Consider the following 15184-nt stretch of genomic DNA (forward strand, 5'->3'; position numbering starts at 1 on the left):
ATAAACTAGGTAACTATAATGAATCAATCCAAGCTTATGATAAAGCCATAGAAATAGACCCGCAAAATGCATATGCCTGGAGTAATAAAGGTTGGTCCCTTTATAATAAAGGTTGGTCCCTTTATAAACTAGGTAACTATAATGAGTCAATCCAAGCTTGTGATAAAGCAATAGAAATAGACCCACAGTATGCAAATGCTTGGTATACTAAAGTTCTTCCCCTTGAGAAGCTTGGCAGGCATGATGAAGCGGTTGTGTGTTACAACAAGGCTAAAGAATTAGAGAGTTAAAATTTGTTCTGACAAAAAGAGTCTGAATATTCGATGGACAAAGACATGGATATATAACATAGGTCTATGCTTATGAATAGTATTTCTAAAGGTGTCCTTGCATGATTGATTTCAGGGAATTTCGATAAGTTTCAATATTTGGCTAATTGCTTATAAAAAGTATATAAGTAGCTCGTTTAGTCAGAAGTTTATCGAAATTCTCTTTTATTTTGGCTTATCAGACATTAACTTGTTGATCTAGCTCTTAGATAACAGTCTCTAAAAGACATTAGGTAATAATTTAAAACTAAAACAGACATGCCACGGAGTTTTAAGATAATTCGAAAAACGATTTTTCGAGGACCGAAAATACAGGCTTAAGTAGAGGTAAGCTAATTTTTTAACTCAGGAAAAAACACTGTGCTCCAGTCAACTCTAGCCGAAAATATTCATCACCTGGGCACCTTCAAGCCTTGACATCTCGACTTCGGAACTTTCAAGCACATTTTTTCTGACTCTTATCGGAGCTCCAACACGCAGGGCAAGGGCAATACAGTCGCTTGGTCTTGCATCAAATTGCATGACATTATTATCCTTTCTTATTATGAGCCGGGCGTAATAGATCTTGTCTACCTTTTCATCAATCAATACGCCCTCAATTTTCGTGTCCAATCGGTCGAAAATATTAACCATCAGGTCGTGAGCCATGGGCCGGGGCGGAGAAACACTTTTAAGTACGTTTCCTATTGAGAGGGCTTCGAGATGCCCTATGTATATGGGAAGCATATTCCCCTGAAGATCTTCAAGAAGCACTACAGGAGTCGGGTCTGTAAAAACATCGACTATATAGACATCTTTGACTCGAATTTCCTCAAAATCCTCATAAATATCGATGTCCATATTCAGTAAATGATTTTAAACTTATTAATATCTAATTTAATTTTTTTAAATATATTAAAAATGCCGCTTAAAGCTCGGGTTCAGTTCCGCTAATTAGAACTTTCAGACCAGTTTTGCCTCAAGGCAATAGTCAGGAGCTTAGGTTAGGCCTTTTTCTTATCAGAACCTTTTAGCATTCCAGGTTTTTTCGGAAGCCATATTTTCCAATCAGGGGTACAAAAACGACCTCGCCTTTTCTCTTTTTATGGATATGCCCCTTGCTGTCCTTTGTAACTTTATAAAGTTCCTGGGGATAATTCCCTACAGGAATAACCATTATACCCTCAGGCTTCAACTGTTCCAGCAAAGGCTCAGGGATATAAGGAGCTGCACATGTCACAGCTATCCTGTCATAAGGGGCATACTAAGAATAACCCATTGAACCGTCTTCGAGTAGCACTGTGACATTGTCATATCCTGTTTTTTTCAGGTTTTCCCTTGCAAAATTCGCAAGGGCTTCTACACGTTCAACCGTATACACATGTCCTCTTTTTCCTACGATTTCCCCCATCACTGCGGAATTATATCCTGAACCTGCCCCGATTTCCAGGACTTTCTGCCCTTCCGAAAGTTCCAGGAGTTCACACATAATCGCAACCATATGCGGGGCAGAGATTGTTTGTCCGTGGCCGATTTCAAGGGGGCTGTCCATATAAGCTTCTTTTTGCTCATATTCCGGAACAAACTTATGCCTTGGAACGCGGAGCATAGCCTCGCGAACTTTTTCTTTCAGCAGCAGGTAAGCCCCAAGATTCTCTATGAGGCGTCTGCGCATTGCTTCGAATTTTTCTTCCTCTCCGTTTTCTCTTTTATTCTTTTCTTTACCACGGCCCTCTTCGGAAATCACGCTGACCCGAACCTTCCCATTTCTTTCTCGCAAAAATTCTTTTTACGTATTTTGCAAGCACAACATCGCCTTTTCTGGATCGGAATGCCCCATCTCGTACCTTGATTTTCGTAATGAAAAGGCGTTTATTCCCCACTCTTTCTTCCGCTCCTATGACAAACTCATAATCTCCAGGCACGCGTTTTTCAATTACTTCGGTTTTTTCAGTCCCTGCCTGTGCGGAAAATTTTACGGTTACCTCATCAATGGCTCTACCCCAGATCGTTTCGGTATCTCCTGCCCGGGCAATCTGGACTCGTTTTCCTCCAGCATCAAGAGCAGTAATCAGGATAGGTACTACCACTCCTGTTTCCTCGTCGTCTACAACCAGCTCATCGTCTACCTGAAGGACAGTCTCAGAATCGAGTTCAGTCTTGTAGGTATTTGAGATATCCATTTTGCTGATTATCACTTTCAAACTGACGGATTTAGGGGTTTTAAGCTTCGCTGCATGCACCTGCCCGCATTCCAGACAGCGGACAAGCGGACTCTGCCCCTCTTTCATAACCTCATGCCCTACCTCTTCTTCAGGGGAACATGAGGGGCACTCGACTTCAATTTCTCTTGTCATGGTATAATCAATAGATGGATTCAAGATACTAAATACTTAACTTCTCCGGTGATGTTTTTCCTGGAGATGCACCAGGGAGAGCTCGCTATCAAAAGTTTTATTATAGCGAAATACATAGTTTAACATCTCATAATTGAGATGCATCTCAAAATTAAGATAGGTGCCGACAGTGCCTGATATTGAATACCTTAAAAAACTCGCACTTATAGGAGCAGTAAATAAAACCATCAAGGTCTCATCGAGCGAGTTTCAAAAGCATACTGGGGCAAGCTCCAAAACCGCAGCAAGAAAGCTAAAGCAGCTGGAAGAGGAAGGGCTGATTGAAAGGAAGATCGTTCCCGGTGGCCAGTTGATAAAAATGACAGAAAAAGGGATTGAAGTTCTTAAGAACGAATACGTCGATTACAGCAGGATCTTTTCTCCAGAACTCGAGATTCTCAAGCTTGAAGGAAAGGTGCTTAAGGGCCTCGGCGAAGGCCAGTATTATATAAATATACCCGGATACCGGAAGCAATTTGAAGAAAAATTGCATTTTGTACCTTTTCCCGGGACTCTGAACGTACAGCTTTCAGAAAGCAGTTCGCCTCTTCGAAATCTTTTACGTGAAATGCCAGCTATCCGGGTAAAAGGTTTCAATGACGGAGAACGTACATTCGGAGGTGGGAAATGCTATCCGATTGTAATTGGCGGCATAGAGGCTGCTGTAGTCGTTCCTGAAAGAACACATTACCCATCGGATTTGATTGAGATTATTGCGCCGGTAAAGTTAAGAGACGCCCTGAAATTGAACGATGGGGACAGAGTTGTGGTACAGGTTAAAAAACAGGGTACGGAGAGCCAAAAATGAGCGGAAGTACGGTTTACGATTGTCTTACGTATAGAAATGAGAATATCAACCGGGCACTGAAAGCCCTGCGGGCCGGAAAAATGATCCAGATTTACGATTCGGACTCAAGGGAAGGAGAAACTGATCTCGTAATTCCTGCAAAAGCGGTCACTTTCAAAGACGTGAGATGGATGCGAAAAGATGCAGGCGGCCTTATCTGTGTGGCGGTGGACCCTGTAGCATCAAAACAGCTCAAACTGCCTTTTATGGCTGAACTCGTCCGGGAAGCCAGCAAAGCCAGTGATGTGCTTGGGGAAGTTGTAGAGAAAGAAGGCGACCTTAAATACGATTCCCATTCTTCATTTTCTCTCTGGGTCAATCACAGGGAGACCAGAACCGGCATTCCTGATAACGAAAGAGCCTTCACTATCCGGAAAATCGGGGAAATTACAGAAAAAAAGTTGTCCGGAAATGTAATCCATTTTGGAGAAGAATTCCGAACCCCTGGGCACGTTGCATTGCTGAGGGCTGCAGACGGGCTTCTGGATGAGCGTAAAGGCCAGACCGAACTTTCAGTTGCTCTTGCCCGCATGGCAGGCATTACCCCTGCAATGGTAGTCTGCGAGATGCTTGACGATAATAATGGGAAAGCTCTCTCCAAAGAAGATTCAAAAGAGTATGGTAAAGAACACGGGTTGGTATTTCTGGAAGGGCAGGAAATAATGGAAGCTTACATGACGTGGACAGGCTCGGAATAAAAATTTATTTCTTCCGCTTTTTCAGTTTTATTTTTGCTTCTTTTTTAATTTTTTTACCCATTTTTTAAAACGCAGAATTTTATATAAAGATAAGTAGGTATATTTATTGATAGTTTTTTGATAGCCTTCAACCGTATTATTTCTCTTTTATCTGCTTGTTTTCCGGTTTCGCACATTCAATGTAGGGGGGTCAGATCTACGTTACAGAAATTTAAAAAAGTACAGCAAGTCCTTATATATGTATTACTTCTGAACCTTGCAGTTGCGTTCACTAAAATCATTTACGGAACCCTGACCAGCACGTTGAGCATGACTGCGGACGGATATCACTCCCTCTTTGATGGAGTTTCCAATATTATAGGACTGGCTGGGAGTTTTATCGGAGCCCGACCGCCTGATCTTGAACATCCTTATGGGCACCGAAAATATGAAACTGTAGCCTCTATTTTTATTGCTCTACTTCTGATCTTTGTAGGCGTTGAGATTTTACGGAGCTCTCTCAACCGCTTCCTAGTCCCGAGTGCGCCAGAAGTCACAGTTCTGAGTTTTCTCGTAATCCTTGGGACGATGTGTATTAATTATCTGGTAACACGATATGAATATAAACAGGGGGAATCTCTCCGAAGCCAGGTGCTTATAGCAGACTCCATGCACACAAAGAGTGATATTTATGTCTCCCTCTCGGTCATAGTAAGTCTGGCTGCCGTAGAGCTTGGCTTTTCTCTCATGGACCCCTTAATAGCCGTAGTAATTTCGTTTTTGATTTTCAGAGCCGGATACACAATTATTAAAGAGGGTTCAAGGGCTCTTCTGGATATGTCCAGGATCGAAGACAAAGAAATTTGTAACCTGGTTATGAGAGTTGAAGGGGTAAAGGGCTGCCACAAAATCCGGACTAGAGGGAGCATGGGGGATATCAAGGTCGATATGCACCTGCTTGTCCAGTCGGATATGTCACTTGAGGACGCACACGTTATTGCTCACAGGGTCAGCAAAAAGCTGAAGAACGAATACAAAGATATTTCAGATGTGGTCATACACCTTGAACCCTCCTTCCAGCAACCCCAAGGATCAAATAGCAAAAAAACCAGTTAAGATGCATGGCTGGAAACGTTTTCGGGCAGATGTTTCGAATTACCACCTGGGGCGAATCCCACGGCAGGGCTGTAGGTGTTGTGGTAGATGGATTGCCTGCAGGGCTTCAATTTTCTGAGGTTGACATCCAGAAAGAGCTGGACAGAAGACGCCCGGGGCAGAGTGAGGTTTCAACTCCGCGGCACGAGGCTGACAGGGTGGAAATTCTTTCGGGAATTTTTGAAGGAATGAGTACAGGCACTCCGGTTTCAATGCTTGTCTGGAATTCGGATGCCAGGTCTTCAGCTTATGATGCCATTAAAGATACTCCCAGGCCCGGACACGCCGATTTTACCTACATGGCCCGCTACGGAATGAGAGATCACCGTGGAGGAGGCAGGTCTTCAGCCAGGGAAACAATAGGCAGGGTAGCAGGCGGAGCCCTTGCAAAAATCCTGCTCGCCAGATTCGGAATCCGAATTGTAGGGCATGTGCTTGAGCTCGGAGCTATCCACTCAAAGCCTCTTTCTTTTGAAGAAATTCTTGAAAACGTAGAAAAGACTCCTGTGCGGTGTGCCGATCTTGAAGCTGCCGAAAAAATGCTTGAGAAGGTTGCAGCTCTTCGGCAGGAAGGAGATAGTATCGGAGGCATCGTCGAACTTATTATAAAAGGTGTACCTGCTGGCCTTGGAGAGCCTGTATTTGACCGGCTGGATGCAGACCTTGCAAAAGCCCTGATGAGCATTCCTGCCGTCAAAGGCTTCGAGATTGGAGCCGGATTTGATGCTGCTCGCCTGCGCGGAAGTGAAATGAACGATCCTTTCCGAATCGAGGAAGGAAAAATAACTACTTTGAGCAATAATGCAGGTGGAATTCTTGGAGGAATTTCAACCGGCCTGGACATTGTCTGCAGGGCGGCAGTAAAGCCAACCCCTTCCATAGGAAAACTTCAGCAGACCGTTGACCTCAAAACCCTGGAAAACACTGAAATAACAATCAAAGGCCGGCATGATCCAACAATTCCTCCGCGCATGGTTCCGGTTGCCGAGGCTATGGTTGCCCTTGTGCTTGCTGACCATATGCTCAGGAGCGGCTTTATTAATCCCAGGACTCTGCTGAAATGAAGAGAGTAAATACAAATGAATTAACGACAAATTAGCCAGAATATCATCCTACTTAATATTGAAATATCTGACTTCTTTCATATTTTTCCCCTATTTATAAGGCAGCTTTGCCTTTACACACGTTTTTTGCAGCTTCTTTACTTAAATTCACTCTGGAAAGAAGCATTTTCGCAAATATTTCTTTTTGGTCCTGAAACAAGAATAGTCCGACTAAATAATTTTGCTTCTTCTCGAGTTTTTTTCGCTTCTTTCAAACTTGAATCTGAGAACAGTCCTGGCACCGAATTATAACTTTTTTATTGGGTGTACTGCTAGGTAAAAAACCATAAAGTTGTGAAGTGACAGTTTCTCTATCACAGGAAATAGTTGCGGCCTGTATCGCTATATAAGCTTTCTGTGCAAAGTATCTAACAATTATATCTCAAGTAAAATTATGATTTGAAGACAGCGTGGAAAGAGTTAGTTTGAGGATTTGGTTAGAAAAATTTATAAAGTACTCACCTAAATTAAATTATAGAGTCTACTCTATTTATTTTAAGCTTTTTAGTTATTGAGTTTGTGTTTACTTTGCAGTTTTGAGGGGATCTTAATTGAAAATGAGGGCATTGATAATTATCTGCTTGCTTATAGTATCACTGACACTGGGATCAGGTTGCATTGGCAGTAGCAGCGAGCCAGTCAAAGAAACAAAACCAGTTAATGAAACAGAGCTTGAGGACGAAACCGACAATCAGACTAGCTTATTTAATTCCACCGAAGAAGACGTTTCTATAGAGAACTCCTCTGAAAAGAGCAAAAATTCCCTTAAACTTGAAGGGCAAAGCTCCTTTTCCAAATATTACAACAAAGAAAATCTGCAGTTTGAAGCTGCAGTTCCAACTTATTCTCTACCTCTTCAGACTTCTGAAATTGCAAATTATTATCAGTTCACCCAAAAGATTCCCTTAACTAACGAGGAAAGAAATTTACTATACAAAAATGGTTTTATTGTAATTGAAAATGGAACTGCTGAAAACCAACTTACAGTAGGGCAGACGCTGGTAAATGAAACTTACAAAGACCTGAAAGTGGCTGATGTTCCTATTTTCATCACGTCGGATTCTCTTCTTCACCTTTATCACATCCAGTTTGATGAGACACTAAAAAGGGTAGAAGCCGAGGAATTTTACGACGATCTCTGGAAACTTGACAAAGCTCTCCTTGAAGCTTCCATAGAAGATTATAATAGTGCGTCAGGGGCAGAGAAAGAAGCTGCAAGAAGAAATGTTGCATACTTTGCAGTTGCTTTGAGCCTTCTTGAACCGAAACCTGAGCAGATAGCAGAAGATTCGGGAGTTACAGAGGAAACTATACCCTTCAATTCTGGGGACGTGAAAGATTACAGTGTCGAAGTCCCTTCATTTGTGAAAGATGATGTTGAAGCCGAACTGAACCTGATAGAATCTCACGAAGGTTCTGCACTTTCTCCGATTTTTAAGTATAGTGAAGATTATTCTCAGTACCTTCCACGGGGTCACTACACTAATTCAGAAATCCTTAAGAATTACTTTAAGGCCATGATGTGGCACGGTAGAATGAGTATGCTGCTTCATTCAGACTTGATTGCTGCAGAAAACTCGGAAAATGAAGCGAAAATTCAGACCATACAGGCTCTTTTAATTTCGGACCATTTTGACAGGGACAAAGACCTCCAGGCCAGATGGAATAGAATATACAGCGTGACGGCCTTCTATGTCGGTTTTTCCGATGACCTCGGGCCCTATGAATATGCAAAAGCTCTGGATACTGTTTTTGGGAATCATAGAAACGGAGTAAGCTTCGACAATGAAAGCCTTATAGCTCTGAAAGCCGAGCTGGAAAAATATGAAAGCCCAAAAATCTACGGTGGAACAGGAGAAATAATTCCAGCAGGCTCTAAAACTGAGAATGAAACTCTTGAAGCCACAAAAGGATTCAGGTTCATGGGTCAGCGCTACACTCCAGACTCCTATATCCTCCAGAAACTCTATCCTCCTGCCCTAAACATCATGGATCTTCTCGGTTCCGAAAGGGCCAAAGAACACCTGAAGAACCAGAGTGTTTACGAAAACGAAGAATATAAAAAAGCTTACATATCTCTGGAAAGCGAATTTGGAGCTTTTAATGAAGAAGACTGGAATAAAAATCTTTACTGGGCCCAACTGTACGCTTTAAAGCCTCTCCTCGTAAATTGTCCAGAAGGTTATCCTACGTTTATGCAGACCGAAGCCTGGGAAGATAAGCAACTTAACACGGCCCTTGCTTCTTGGACCGAGCTCAGACACGATACTATTCTCTATGCAAAACAGGCATACTGTACAGGTCCTCCCCAAAAGCCACCCGAAGAAAAACCTGTTCAAGGATATGTGGAGCCAGTGCCTGAATTTTATGCCAGGATGCTTGCCCTCACAAAAATGGCACATAATGGGCTGGCTGAAATGAAAGTACTTGATGAACAGTCGGATAAAAACTTTATAACTCTTGAAAACACCCTTGAGAAGTTGCTGGAAATCTCGATTAAGGAGCTTGAAAATAAAGAGCTAACAAACGAAGAGTACAAGTTTATCAGGAATTTCAATCAGAATATATCTCCAATGCTTGAGAATGTAGATATAAAGTCCCAGAACTCCATTCTGATTGCGGATGTCTATACTTCCCCTGCTGGAGTTCTGGAAGAAGGAACCGGAAAACTGAACCTGATAGTTGTAGCCTATAAGCAGCCCGATGGCAGGATTGTGCTTGGAGCAGGCCCTGTAATGAGCTATTATGAGTTCTGGCAGCCTTCAGGAGAGAGATTGACAGATGAAGAATGGAGAAAAAATATCTTCGAAAATAACTATCCTGAAAGGCCGGAATGGGTTGAGTCTTTTAAGGTATAAAAGATGCTATCGGATAATTTTCTTTTCATCTATTTTTTCTTTTTATAACTTTGTTAACTTATCGAAATTTGCCAAAAGAATTTGTTGAGTTTAAAACAAAGGAAGGAAAAATGCAGATGCTTTTATCTGTTCTCTATGCATGAGTAACTGACTGAAATTCTGGTCATATGATCTTCCTGTAGAACCTTTCTATCAAAGATTAGTAATTATATATCCTAAGGCAGGTGGGAAAAGAGTGAAAAAAAGAAATTTTCTACTTACAAAAAATCTGCTACTTATTGCTGTATTTTTGATTCTTGTTGTCGGGGGCATTCCAGTAAGCATTTTTATCCACTCAATCTATATGGATTCAATAGATTGGAGGGACAGAGGTCAACGGTATAATTGCGTATATAATGTTAATGTAGGAGGTCTTTCCGGAAGAGAGGTACTGGGATCTACTGTAATAATGGTTCCGATTCCTGCAACAAAAGAAGGAAAATTTTTTACTCCCCCTGCTCAAAAAGACCCTTGTTTTACCCAGAAGCTGATGCACGAAATCAATAACTGGCCTGAAAGATACCGTAGAGGTCCCTATTTTGAAAATGCAACTGAAATTTTTGACAACAAAACAATATCAGGAAACTGGACAACCTTCATTGCGGAAACCGATAAAGGTCATATGCTTGGGTTCAGGACAAACGATTCAAGGCTTCAGGATATTTCCTTTAGTGTGGATTTCGTTGCAGATTATTACGATATTTTTGATCCTATAAATAGCGGAAGCCCGATACTATTTCCAGTTGAAAACATTTCGAATTTTTCTGTAGTCACTTATGGAAAATACACTAGGTATGCCTCAAATCCGACTTATGACAGTTATATCTATGTAAGCAGCTATCGACAAGGGATGCCTGTATCTGTTTACATTCGTTTGGAGGCGAATAATGATCCTGGAGAGTGGCCCAAAGAGTACAGGGGCCAGTACATGAACGAAATAAAAGCAACTGTTAGTGGTACAGGCTATTTAATAGTTAAGGCTACTCTTGGACAGAAATTTTATTTCATGCCAGCCGTTTAAGTTATATTTCTAGACAATTAAATCAATAATATCTCTCAACTTTGAAGGGTCTAATTTGAAAATAAATTGTTACCCGGCATGAATGGGATAAATATGTTTAATATCTGACTTTTTTCTTTTTACAATTTTTCATTTGAAATGGCAGAATATTAATATTACTTTATTAATATGACCTTTCAGGTTTAAATTCGGATCTTTTAAGTCTTAAACGGAGTAATTCTCTGTAAATTAATCTGGACTTCATTCGGTCTTCAAACTGTAATTTTAACTTTTTAAATATCGTTGATTTGTAAATCTCATTAAACTTTGAATGCCATAAGTAAAAACAGCTAATTTATGATCGCCATGACAAATTCACCAAGGCTTATCGCTTGGGAACTGACTGCAAGGTGCAACCTGAACTGCGTACACTGCAGGGGAGCTTCCACTTCCTCAGTTCCGACAGGCGAACTTACAACTAACGAGGCTAAACACTTCATCGATGAAGTTGCAGGGCTTGGAAAACCCATTCTTATACTGAGCGGAGGCGAACCTCTGACCAGGCCTGACGTTTTTGAAATTGCACATTACGGCACCGATGTCGGACTTCGCGTGGTGCTTGCAACAAACGGGACTCTTCTTACTCCTGAAATTGTGGAAAAATTAAAAGACGCTGGCGTCCAGCGGCTCAGCATCAGTATTGATGGAGCAACTGCAGAGACGCACGACAATTTCAGGGGCATGCCCGGGGCTTTTGAAAGAACGCTTGCAGGCATTGAAGTTCTCAGAAAAGCCGATTTTCCCTTCCAGATCAATACTACGGTCTCAAAACGCAACCTTGAGGAAATCCATAAGACTTTTGAGCTTGCAAAAGGGCTTGGAGCAGCTGCATATCATGTATTTTTCCTTGTGCCCACAGGCAGGGGAGAAGAATCGGATGAGGTTTCCCCTGCAGACTACGAGCGCATTCTACATTGGTTTTATGAGACGCAAAAAGAATCGAAAATCCAGCTAAAAGCAACCTGCGCTCCCCATTATTTCAGGATAATGCGCCAGCAGGCAAAAAAAGAAGGCATTGAGATCTCGGTTAAGACTCACGGCTATGAGGCAATGACAAAAGGCTGTCTCGGAGGCACAGGCTTCTGCTTTGTATCAAGTGTGGGTGAGGTATATCCTTGCGGCTACCTTCCTGTGCTTGCTGGAAATATAAGGGAACAATCCTTCAGGGACATCTGGAAAAACTCCAAAGTCTTTGCAAAACTCAGAAATCCCGACGAACTTAAGGGAAAATGCGGGATCTGCGAATACAAAAAAGTCTGTGCTGGCTGTCGGGCAAGAGCTTATGCTGCCACAGGCGATTATCTTGAAGAAGAGCCTTACTGTATTTACAGGCCCCGAAAAAATGGTAGTGATCAGGATGATTGAAGTTGAAAACTGCAAAAATCAGCTGCAGCAACAGAAAGTCGATTTTCCCTCTGACATGCAGCCTTACGAGGAGGAAATCTCTGAATTTGAACTTGATGAGATTGATAAAAAAATTTTGAACCAGGTTCAGCAGGAAGTTCCTCTCGACGTCGAGCCATTTGAGAAGTTAGGCAAAATCCTTGGCCTTTCCGAAACCGAGGTGCTTGGAAGGCTGCGCGAACTCAACAGGAAAGGCGCAGTAAGGCGGATAGGGCCTGTACTCAGTACCAAAAATATGGGTGGAGTAAGCACGCTTGTGGCACTTAAGGTTCCGGAAGCCCAAATTGAAGAAGTTGCAAACTTCATAAACGAATACGCTGAAGTTTCCCATAATTACCTTCGAAACGCTGCAGAATACAACCTCTGGTTTACGCTCTCTACCCCTAGCAAAAAGAGACTTGAAGAAATAATTCATGAAATCCGGGAGAGAACCGGCTGTCCTTTGTTAAATCTCCCCACAAAGCGTCTCTTTAAAATAAATGTAAAGTTCGATATCAGGTGAAAAAATGGATGAAACAGATGAAACCTTTTTAGAAAAAAGGTTTATCAAAAAAGTCCATGTCAGGTGAAAAAATGGATCAAACAGATGTTGAACTTCTCAAGCTTGTGCAGGACGGGATTCCGCTAACTCATTCCCCTTTCAGGGGTCTGGCTGCCGAACTTGGGATAAGTGAACAGGAAGTTGTTGACAGGCTGAAACGCCTTCAGAAAGCCGGAAAAATTCGACGTTTTGCCGCCTCAATAGGGCACAGGGCAATAGGAATAACAGCCAATGCCATGTGCGTATGGAATGTCCCCAGTGAGCAAATAGAAAAAATCGGGGCAATAATGGCCGAGTTTCCGGAAGTGACTCACTGCTATGAACGCCCTCGTTATCCTGACTGGCCGTACAATCTGTTCACTATGGTTCACTCTTACACTCCAGAGGACTGTGAAAAGGTAGCTGTCAGGATCTCGGAAGCTACTGGAATTAAGGATTATACTCTCTTTTTCAGTGAACGGGAGTTCAAAAAAACAGGGGTCAGGCTGTAAAGTTCCAATTTTCAGATTTTTATTGCGAGGTTCCTGGCTATGGCTGAAATAAATAATTTTCTCCCGCTTATGCTTGACCTGTCCGGCAGGAAAATCGTTATCTTTGGCGGAGGTTCGGTTGGAGAACGCAAAGCCGAACTCTTCTCAGGCTGTGCAGACACTCTTGTTGCCAGTCTCGAATTCTCCCAGCGGCTGCAGGAGCTTGAAGCTTCAGGAAAGGTGCGGCTTGTTCGGCTTGATCTGCTTGGGGCTTCAGACTCCGAACTCAGGGAACTCATATCAGGGGCCTTTATTGTTATACCCGCGACAAGTAATTTTGAACTTAACCAGAAAATCGCTGCCATTGCACGGGAGAGCGATATTTTGATTAATCAGGTAGACGCTTTAGGTAGTGTTATAATCCCGTCAGTGATAAAAAGAGGAGACCTTGTAATTGGGATTTCCACTCTAGGGCACAGTCCTGCAGTCTCAAAATATACCCGCAGGCAGATCGAAAGCCTGGTTACTCCCGAATATTCCGACATGATTCGACTTCAGGATGAACTCAGAAGTTACCTCAAGCAGCATGTGGCAGAACAGAGACAGAGAAAGGCAATTCTCTGGAAAGTCCTTGAAAGCGAGGCTGTCTGGAGTGGTTTTTCCGAGTCTTATGAAAAAGCAGCTGAAAGGGCATACGCGATAATTTTAGGTTGCCTGGAAATTTCGGCAGGTAAAAGCCTGAAAGGAAGTGAAGAGGCTGGCGAAACTAAAAATGTTAAGAACTTCCAAAATACACCCTGAATTCAGTTCTCTCAACTCTCAAGACTCTATAAATCAAAATATTCTGCAAATGGAAGCTTTAAATAAAAATAATCTGTAAATAAAATTCGTTTGTGAAAAAAGGCTGAGGAGTTACGGACAAAGTTTAATTTACAACTCCTGATATTATTATTCTATTTCCTGTATTTACTCTATCCGGAGGCTCTCTGTGACAGAAATCTCAAGTATGGTTATATCCCATAAAAAAGCAAAAATTGAGGAAATGGAGTCCGCCTGGCACGGAGATCTGGACGGCTTACTCCACAATTTGTATAATCATGAATATGTTTATGAATGCGTTGTTTTAAAAACCTGCAACCGTGTTGAAATTTACGTTGTTTCCCCCAAGAGCAGCAGTGTACTTTTCTCTTTTGCAAAGGAAATGGGAGCTTCCACCCACATTATAGATTTCTATGGACATGACGAATCCCTCGAGCATCTTCTCAGGCTTGCTGGGGGGCTGGAGTCTATGATTGTAGGAGAAGATCAGATCCTTGGACAGATAAAAGATCTCTACGCTTATTCCAAAAAAGCGGGAACGACAGGAAAAATCCTTGACACTGCCTTTGATAAAGCTATTCAGGTAGGAAAACGTATCCGTAACGAAACCCGGATCAATAAAGGTTCGGTCTCCATAGGTTCTGCGGCTGTGGATCTTGCAGAGGAAATTCTGGATGGGCTCACAGGAAAATCCGTGCTCGTGATAGGGGCAGGAGAAATCGGAGTCCTTGTAGCAAAGGCCCTGGCTGAAAAGGATATCGAGGCAATCTACATTGCTAACCGTACCTTCAAGAAAGCCGAAGAAATTGCCTATGAACTAGGAGGGTACGCAGTCAGACTCAATGATGTCCAGACTCAACTTAAAAGTGCTGATGTTGTAATTAGTGGCACAGGCGCTCCTCACTACATTTTAACCCGGGAAATAGTTGAAAAAGCCATGAAAGACCGGGAGAAAAACCGTAAACTCCTCTTAATTGATATCGCAAATCCCAGGGATATCGAGGAATCGGTTGCCGAACTCGATAATGTGGAACTGTGCAATATTGACAATCTCAGGGTAATCAGTGAAAAGACGCTTAAAATGAGGAAAGAGGAAGCTAAAAAAGCCGAAGCTATAATTCAGGAGGAGATCAGGCTTTTAAACCTCCAATATAAGCGCCAGCAAGCTGATAAAATCATTTCCGATCTTTACAGACAGATATACGATGTAAGGATACGGGAAAGGGAAAAAGCAGTTAACAGGCTCCGTGCTTACCATACAATAGGTAAAATCGAAACAGAGGTGCTTGACGACCTTACTCATTCCATCGCAAACAAAATTCTTGCCGAGCCTACTAAAGTTCTCCGCCAGGCCGCAGAGCTCGGAAATGATGAGTTCCTTGATGTAGTTTCAAGGGTCTTCTGCCTCGAAAAAGAGAAAACAAAGGTTGAAAAAATTAAACCAGATTGCGGAAATGAGTTAAATCGAATTTCTGAAAAAGGCAACTCATAAGAAAAGAATCAGAAC

14 protein-coding genes and 1 pseudogene are annotated in these 15184 nt (G+C 42.2%); 12 read left to right on the forward strand and 3 right to left on the reverse strand.

Annotated elements, in window-relative coordinates:
* Positions 1 to 290, forward strand: a 290-nt coding sequence (locus BP621_RS14815) for a tetratricopeptide repeat protein (RefSeq protein WP_292391327.1), incomplete at its 5' end; no start/stop codon positions are given.
* Positions 291 to 704: 414 nt separating this feature from the next.
* On the opposite strand, the gene BP621_RS14820 is transcribed toward BP621_RS14815, so the two are convergent.
* The 3 genes and pseudogenes from BP621_RS14820 to BP621_RS14830 form a co-directional block, all read right to left on the reverse strand.
* The gene (locus BP621_RS14820) at positions 705 to 1169 is read right to left on the reverse strand and encodes a bifunctional nuclease family protein (RefSeq protein ID WP_292391328.1); all 465 of its coding nucleotides are present in this window, start codon (positions 1167 to 1169) and stop codon (positions 705 to 707) included.
* Between the two features lie 169 nt (positions 1170 to 1338).
* Positions 1339 to 1983: pseudogene (locus BP621_RS14825) on the reverse strand (protein-L-isoaspartate O-methyltransferase).
* 46 nt (positions 1984 to 2029) lie between these two features.
* On the reverse strand, positions 2030 to 2689 hold the full coding sequence (locus BP621_RS14830; RefSeq protein ID WP_292391330.1) for an HVO_0476 family zinc finger protein: 660 nt from the start codon (positions 2687 to 2689) through the stop codon (positions 2030 to 2032).
* Between the two features lie 145 nt (positions 2690 to 2834).
* Between BP621_RS14830 and BP621_RS14835 the strand changes: the two genes are divergently transcribed.
* The 11 genes from BP621_RS14835 to hemA all read left to right on the forward strand — a co-directional run bounded on the left by BP621_RS14835 (position 2835) and on the right by hemA (position 15169).
* Positions 2835 to 3512 carry a winged helix-turn-helix domain-containing protein/riboflavin kinase gene (locus BP621_RS14835; RefSeq protein WP_292391331.1) on the forward strand — a complete coding sequence of 226 codons (678 nt, stop codon included), beginning with the start codon at positions 2835 to 2837 and terminating at the stop codon, positions 3510 to 3512.
* Positions 3509 to 4249, forward strand: coding sequence for a 3,4-dihydroxy-2-butanone-4-phosphate synthase (gene ribB, locus BP621_RS14840; protein WP_292391332.1), 741 nt, complete (start codon positions 3509 to 3511; stop codon positions 4247 to 4249). Before BP621_RS14835 ends, ribB begins: the two co-directional genes overlap by 4 nt.
* Positions 4250 to 4423: 174 nt before the next feature.
* On the forward strand, positions 4424 to 5344 hold the full coding sequence (locus BP621_RS14845; protein WP_292391363.1) for a cation diffusion facilitator family transporter: 921 nt from the start codon (positions 4424 to 4426) through the stop codon (positions 5342 to 5344).
* A gap of 5 nt (positions 5345 to 5349) precedes the next feature.
* Positions 5350 to 6447 (forward strand): chorismate synthase, encoded by a 1098-nt coding sequence (gene aroC, locus BP621_RS14850; protein WP_292391334.1) that lies wholly within the window; start codon positions 5350 to 5352, stop codon positions 6445 to 6447.
* A gap of 596 nt (positions 6448 to 7043) precedes the next feature.
* Positions 7044 to 9344 carry a DUF3160 domain-containing protein gene (locus BP621_RS14855; protein WP_292391364.1) on the forward strand — a complete coding sequence of 767 codons (2301 nt, stop codon included), beginning with the start codon at positions 7044 to 7046 and terminating at the stop codon, positions 9342 to 9344.
* Positions 9345 to 9579: 235 nt separating this feature from the next.
* Positions 9580 to 10404: a hypothetical protein gene (locus BP621_RS14860; protein WP_292391335.1), complete on the forward strand. Its 825-nt coding sequence runs from the start codon at positions 9580 to 9582 to the stop codon at positions 10402 to 10404.
* A 336-nt stretch (positions 10405 to 10740) separates the two neighbouring features.
* Positions 10741 to 11808: a heme b synthase gene (ahbD, locus tag BP621_RS14865; RefSeq protein ID WP_292391337.1), complete on the forward strand. Its 1068-nt coding sequence runs from the start codon at positions 10741 to 10743 to the stop codon at positions 11806 to 11808.
* On the forward strand, positions 11801 to 12349 hold the full coding sequence (gene ahbA / locus BP621_RS14870) for a siroheme decarboxylase subunit alpha (protein ID WP_292391339.1): 549 nt from the start codon (positions 11801 to 11803) through the stop codon (positions 12347 to 12349). The genes ahbD and ahbA overlap by 8 nt, the downstream gene beginning before the upstream one ends.
* A 71-nt stretch (positions 12350 to 12420) precedes the next feature.
* Positions 12421 to 12879: a siroheme decarboxylase subunit beta gene (gene ahbB, locus BP621_RS14875; protein ID WP_292391366.1), complete on the forward strand. Its 459-nt coding sequence runs from the start codon at positions 12421 to 12423 to the stop codon at positions 12877 to 12879.
* A gap of 39 nt (positions 12880 to 12918) precedes the next feature.
* Positions 12919 to 13659, forward strand: a complete 741-nt coding sequence (locus BP621_RS14880; RefSeq protein WP_292391341.1) for a precorrin-2 dehydrogenase/sirohydrochlorin ferrochelatase family protein — start codon at positions 12919 to 12921, stop codon at positions 13657 to 13659.
* A gap of 187 nt (positions 13660 to 13846) precedes the next feature.
* Entirely contained in the window at positions 13847 to 15169 is a 1323-nt protein-coding gene (gene hemA, locus BP621_RS14885; RefSeq protein WP_292391342.1) for a glutamyl-tRNA reductase, read from the forward strand.
* Positions 15170 to 15184: the final 15 nt, after the last annotated feature.

This window comes from Methanosarcina sp. UBA5, from assembly GCF_002505485.1.
Classification (GTDB): domain Archaea; phylum Halobacteriota; class Methanosarcinia; order Methanosarcinales; family Methanosarcinaceae; genus Methanosarcina.

Bases quoted from the DNA above. Each gene is read 5' to 3' on its own strand.
- BP621_RS14855 (WP_292391364.1), top strand. From the start codon at position 7,044: ATGAGGGCATTGATAATTATCTGCTTGCTTATAGTATCACTGACACTG.
- aroC (WP_292391334.1), top strand. From the start codon at position 5,350: ATGGCTGGAAACGTTTTCGGGCAGATGTTTCGAATTACCACCTGGGGC.
- BP621_RS14880 (WP_292391341.1), top strand. From the start codon at position 12,919: ATGGCTGAAATAAATAATTTTCTCCCGCTTATGCTTGACCTGTCCGGC.
- ahbB (WP_292391366.1), top strand. From the start codon at position 12,421: ATGGATCAAACAGATGTTGAACTTCTCAAGCTTGTGCAGGACGGGATT.
- ahbD (WP_292391337.1), top strand. From the start codon at position 10,741: ATGATCGCCATGACAAATTCACCAAGGCTTATCGCTTGGGAACTGACT.
- ribB (WP_292391332.1), top strand. From the start codon at position 3,509: ATGAGCGGAAGTACGGTTTACGATTGTCTTACGTATAGAAATGAGAAT.
- ahbA (WP_292391339.1), top strand. From the start codon at position 11,801: ATGATTGAAGTTGAAAACTGCAAAAATCAGCTGCAGCAACAGAAAGTC.
- BP621_RS14820 (WP_292391328.1), bottom strand. From the start codon at position 1,169: ATGGACATCGATATTTATGAGGATTTTGAGGAAATTCGAGTCAAAGAT.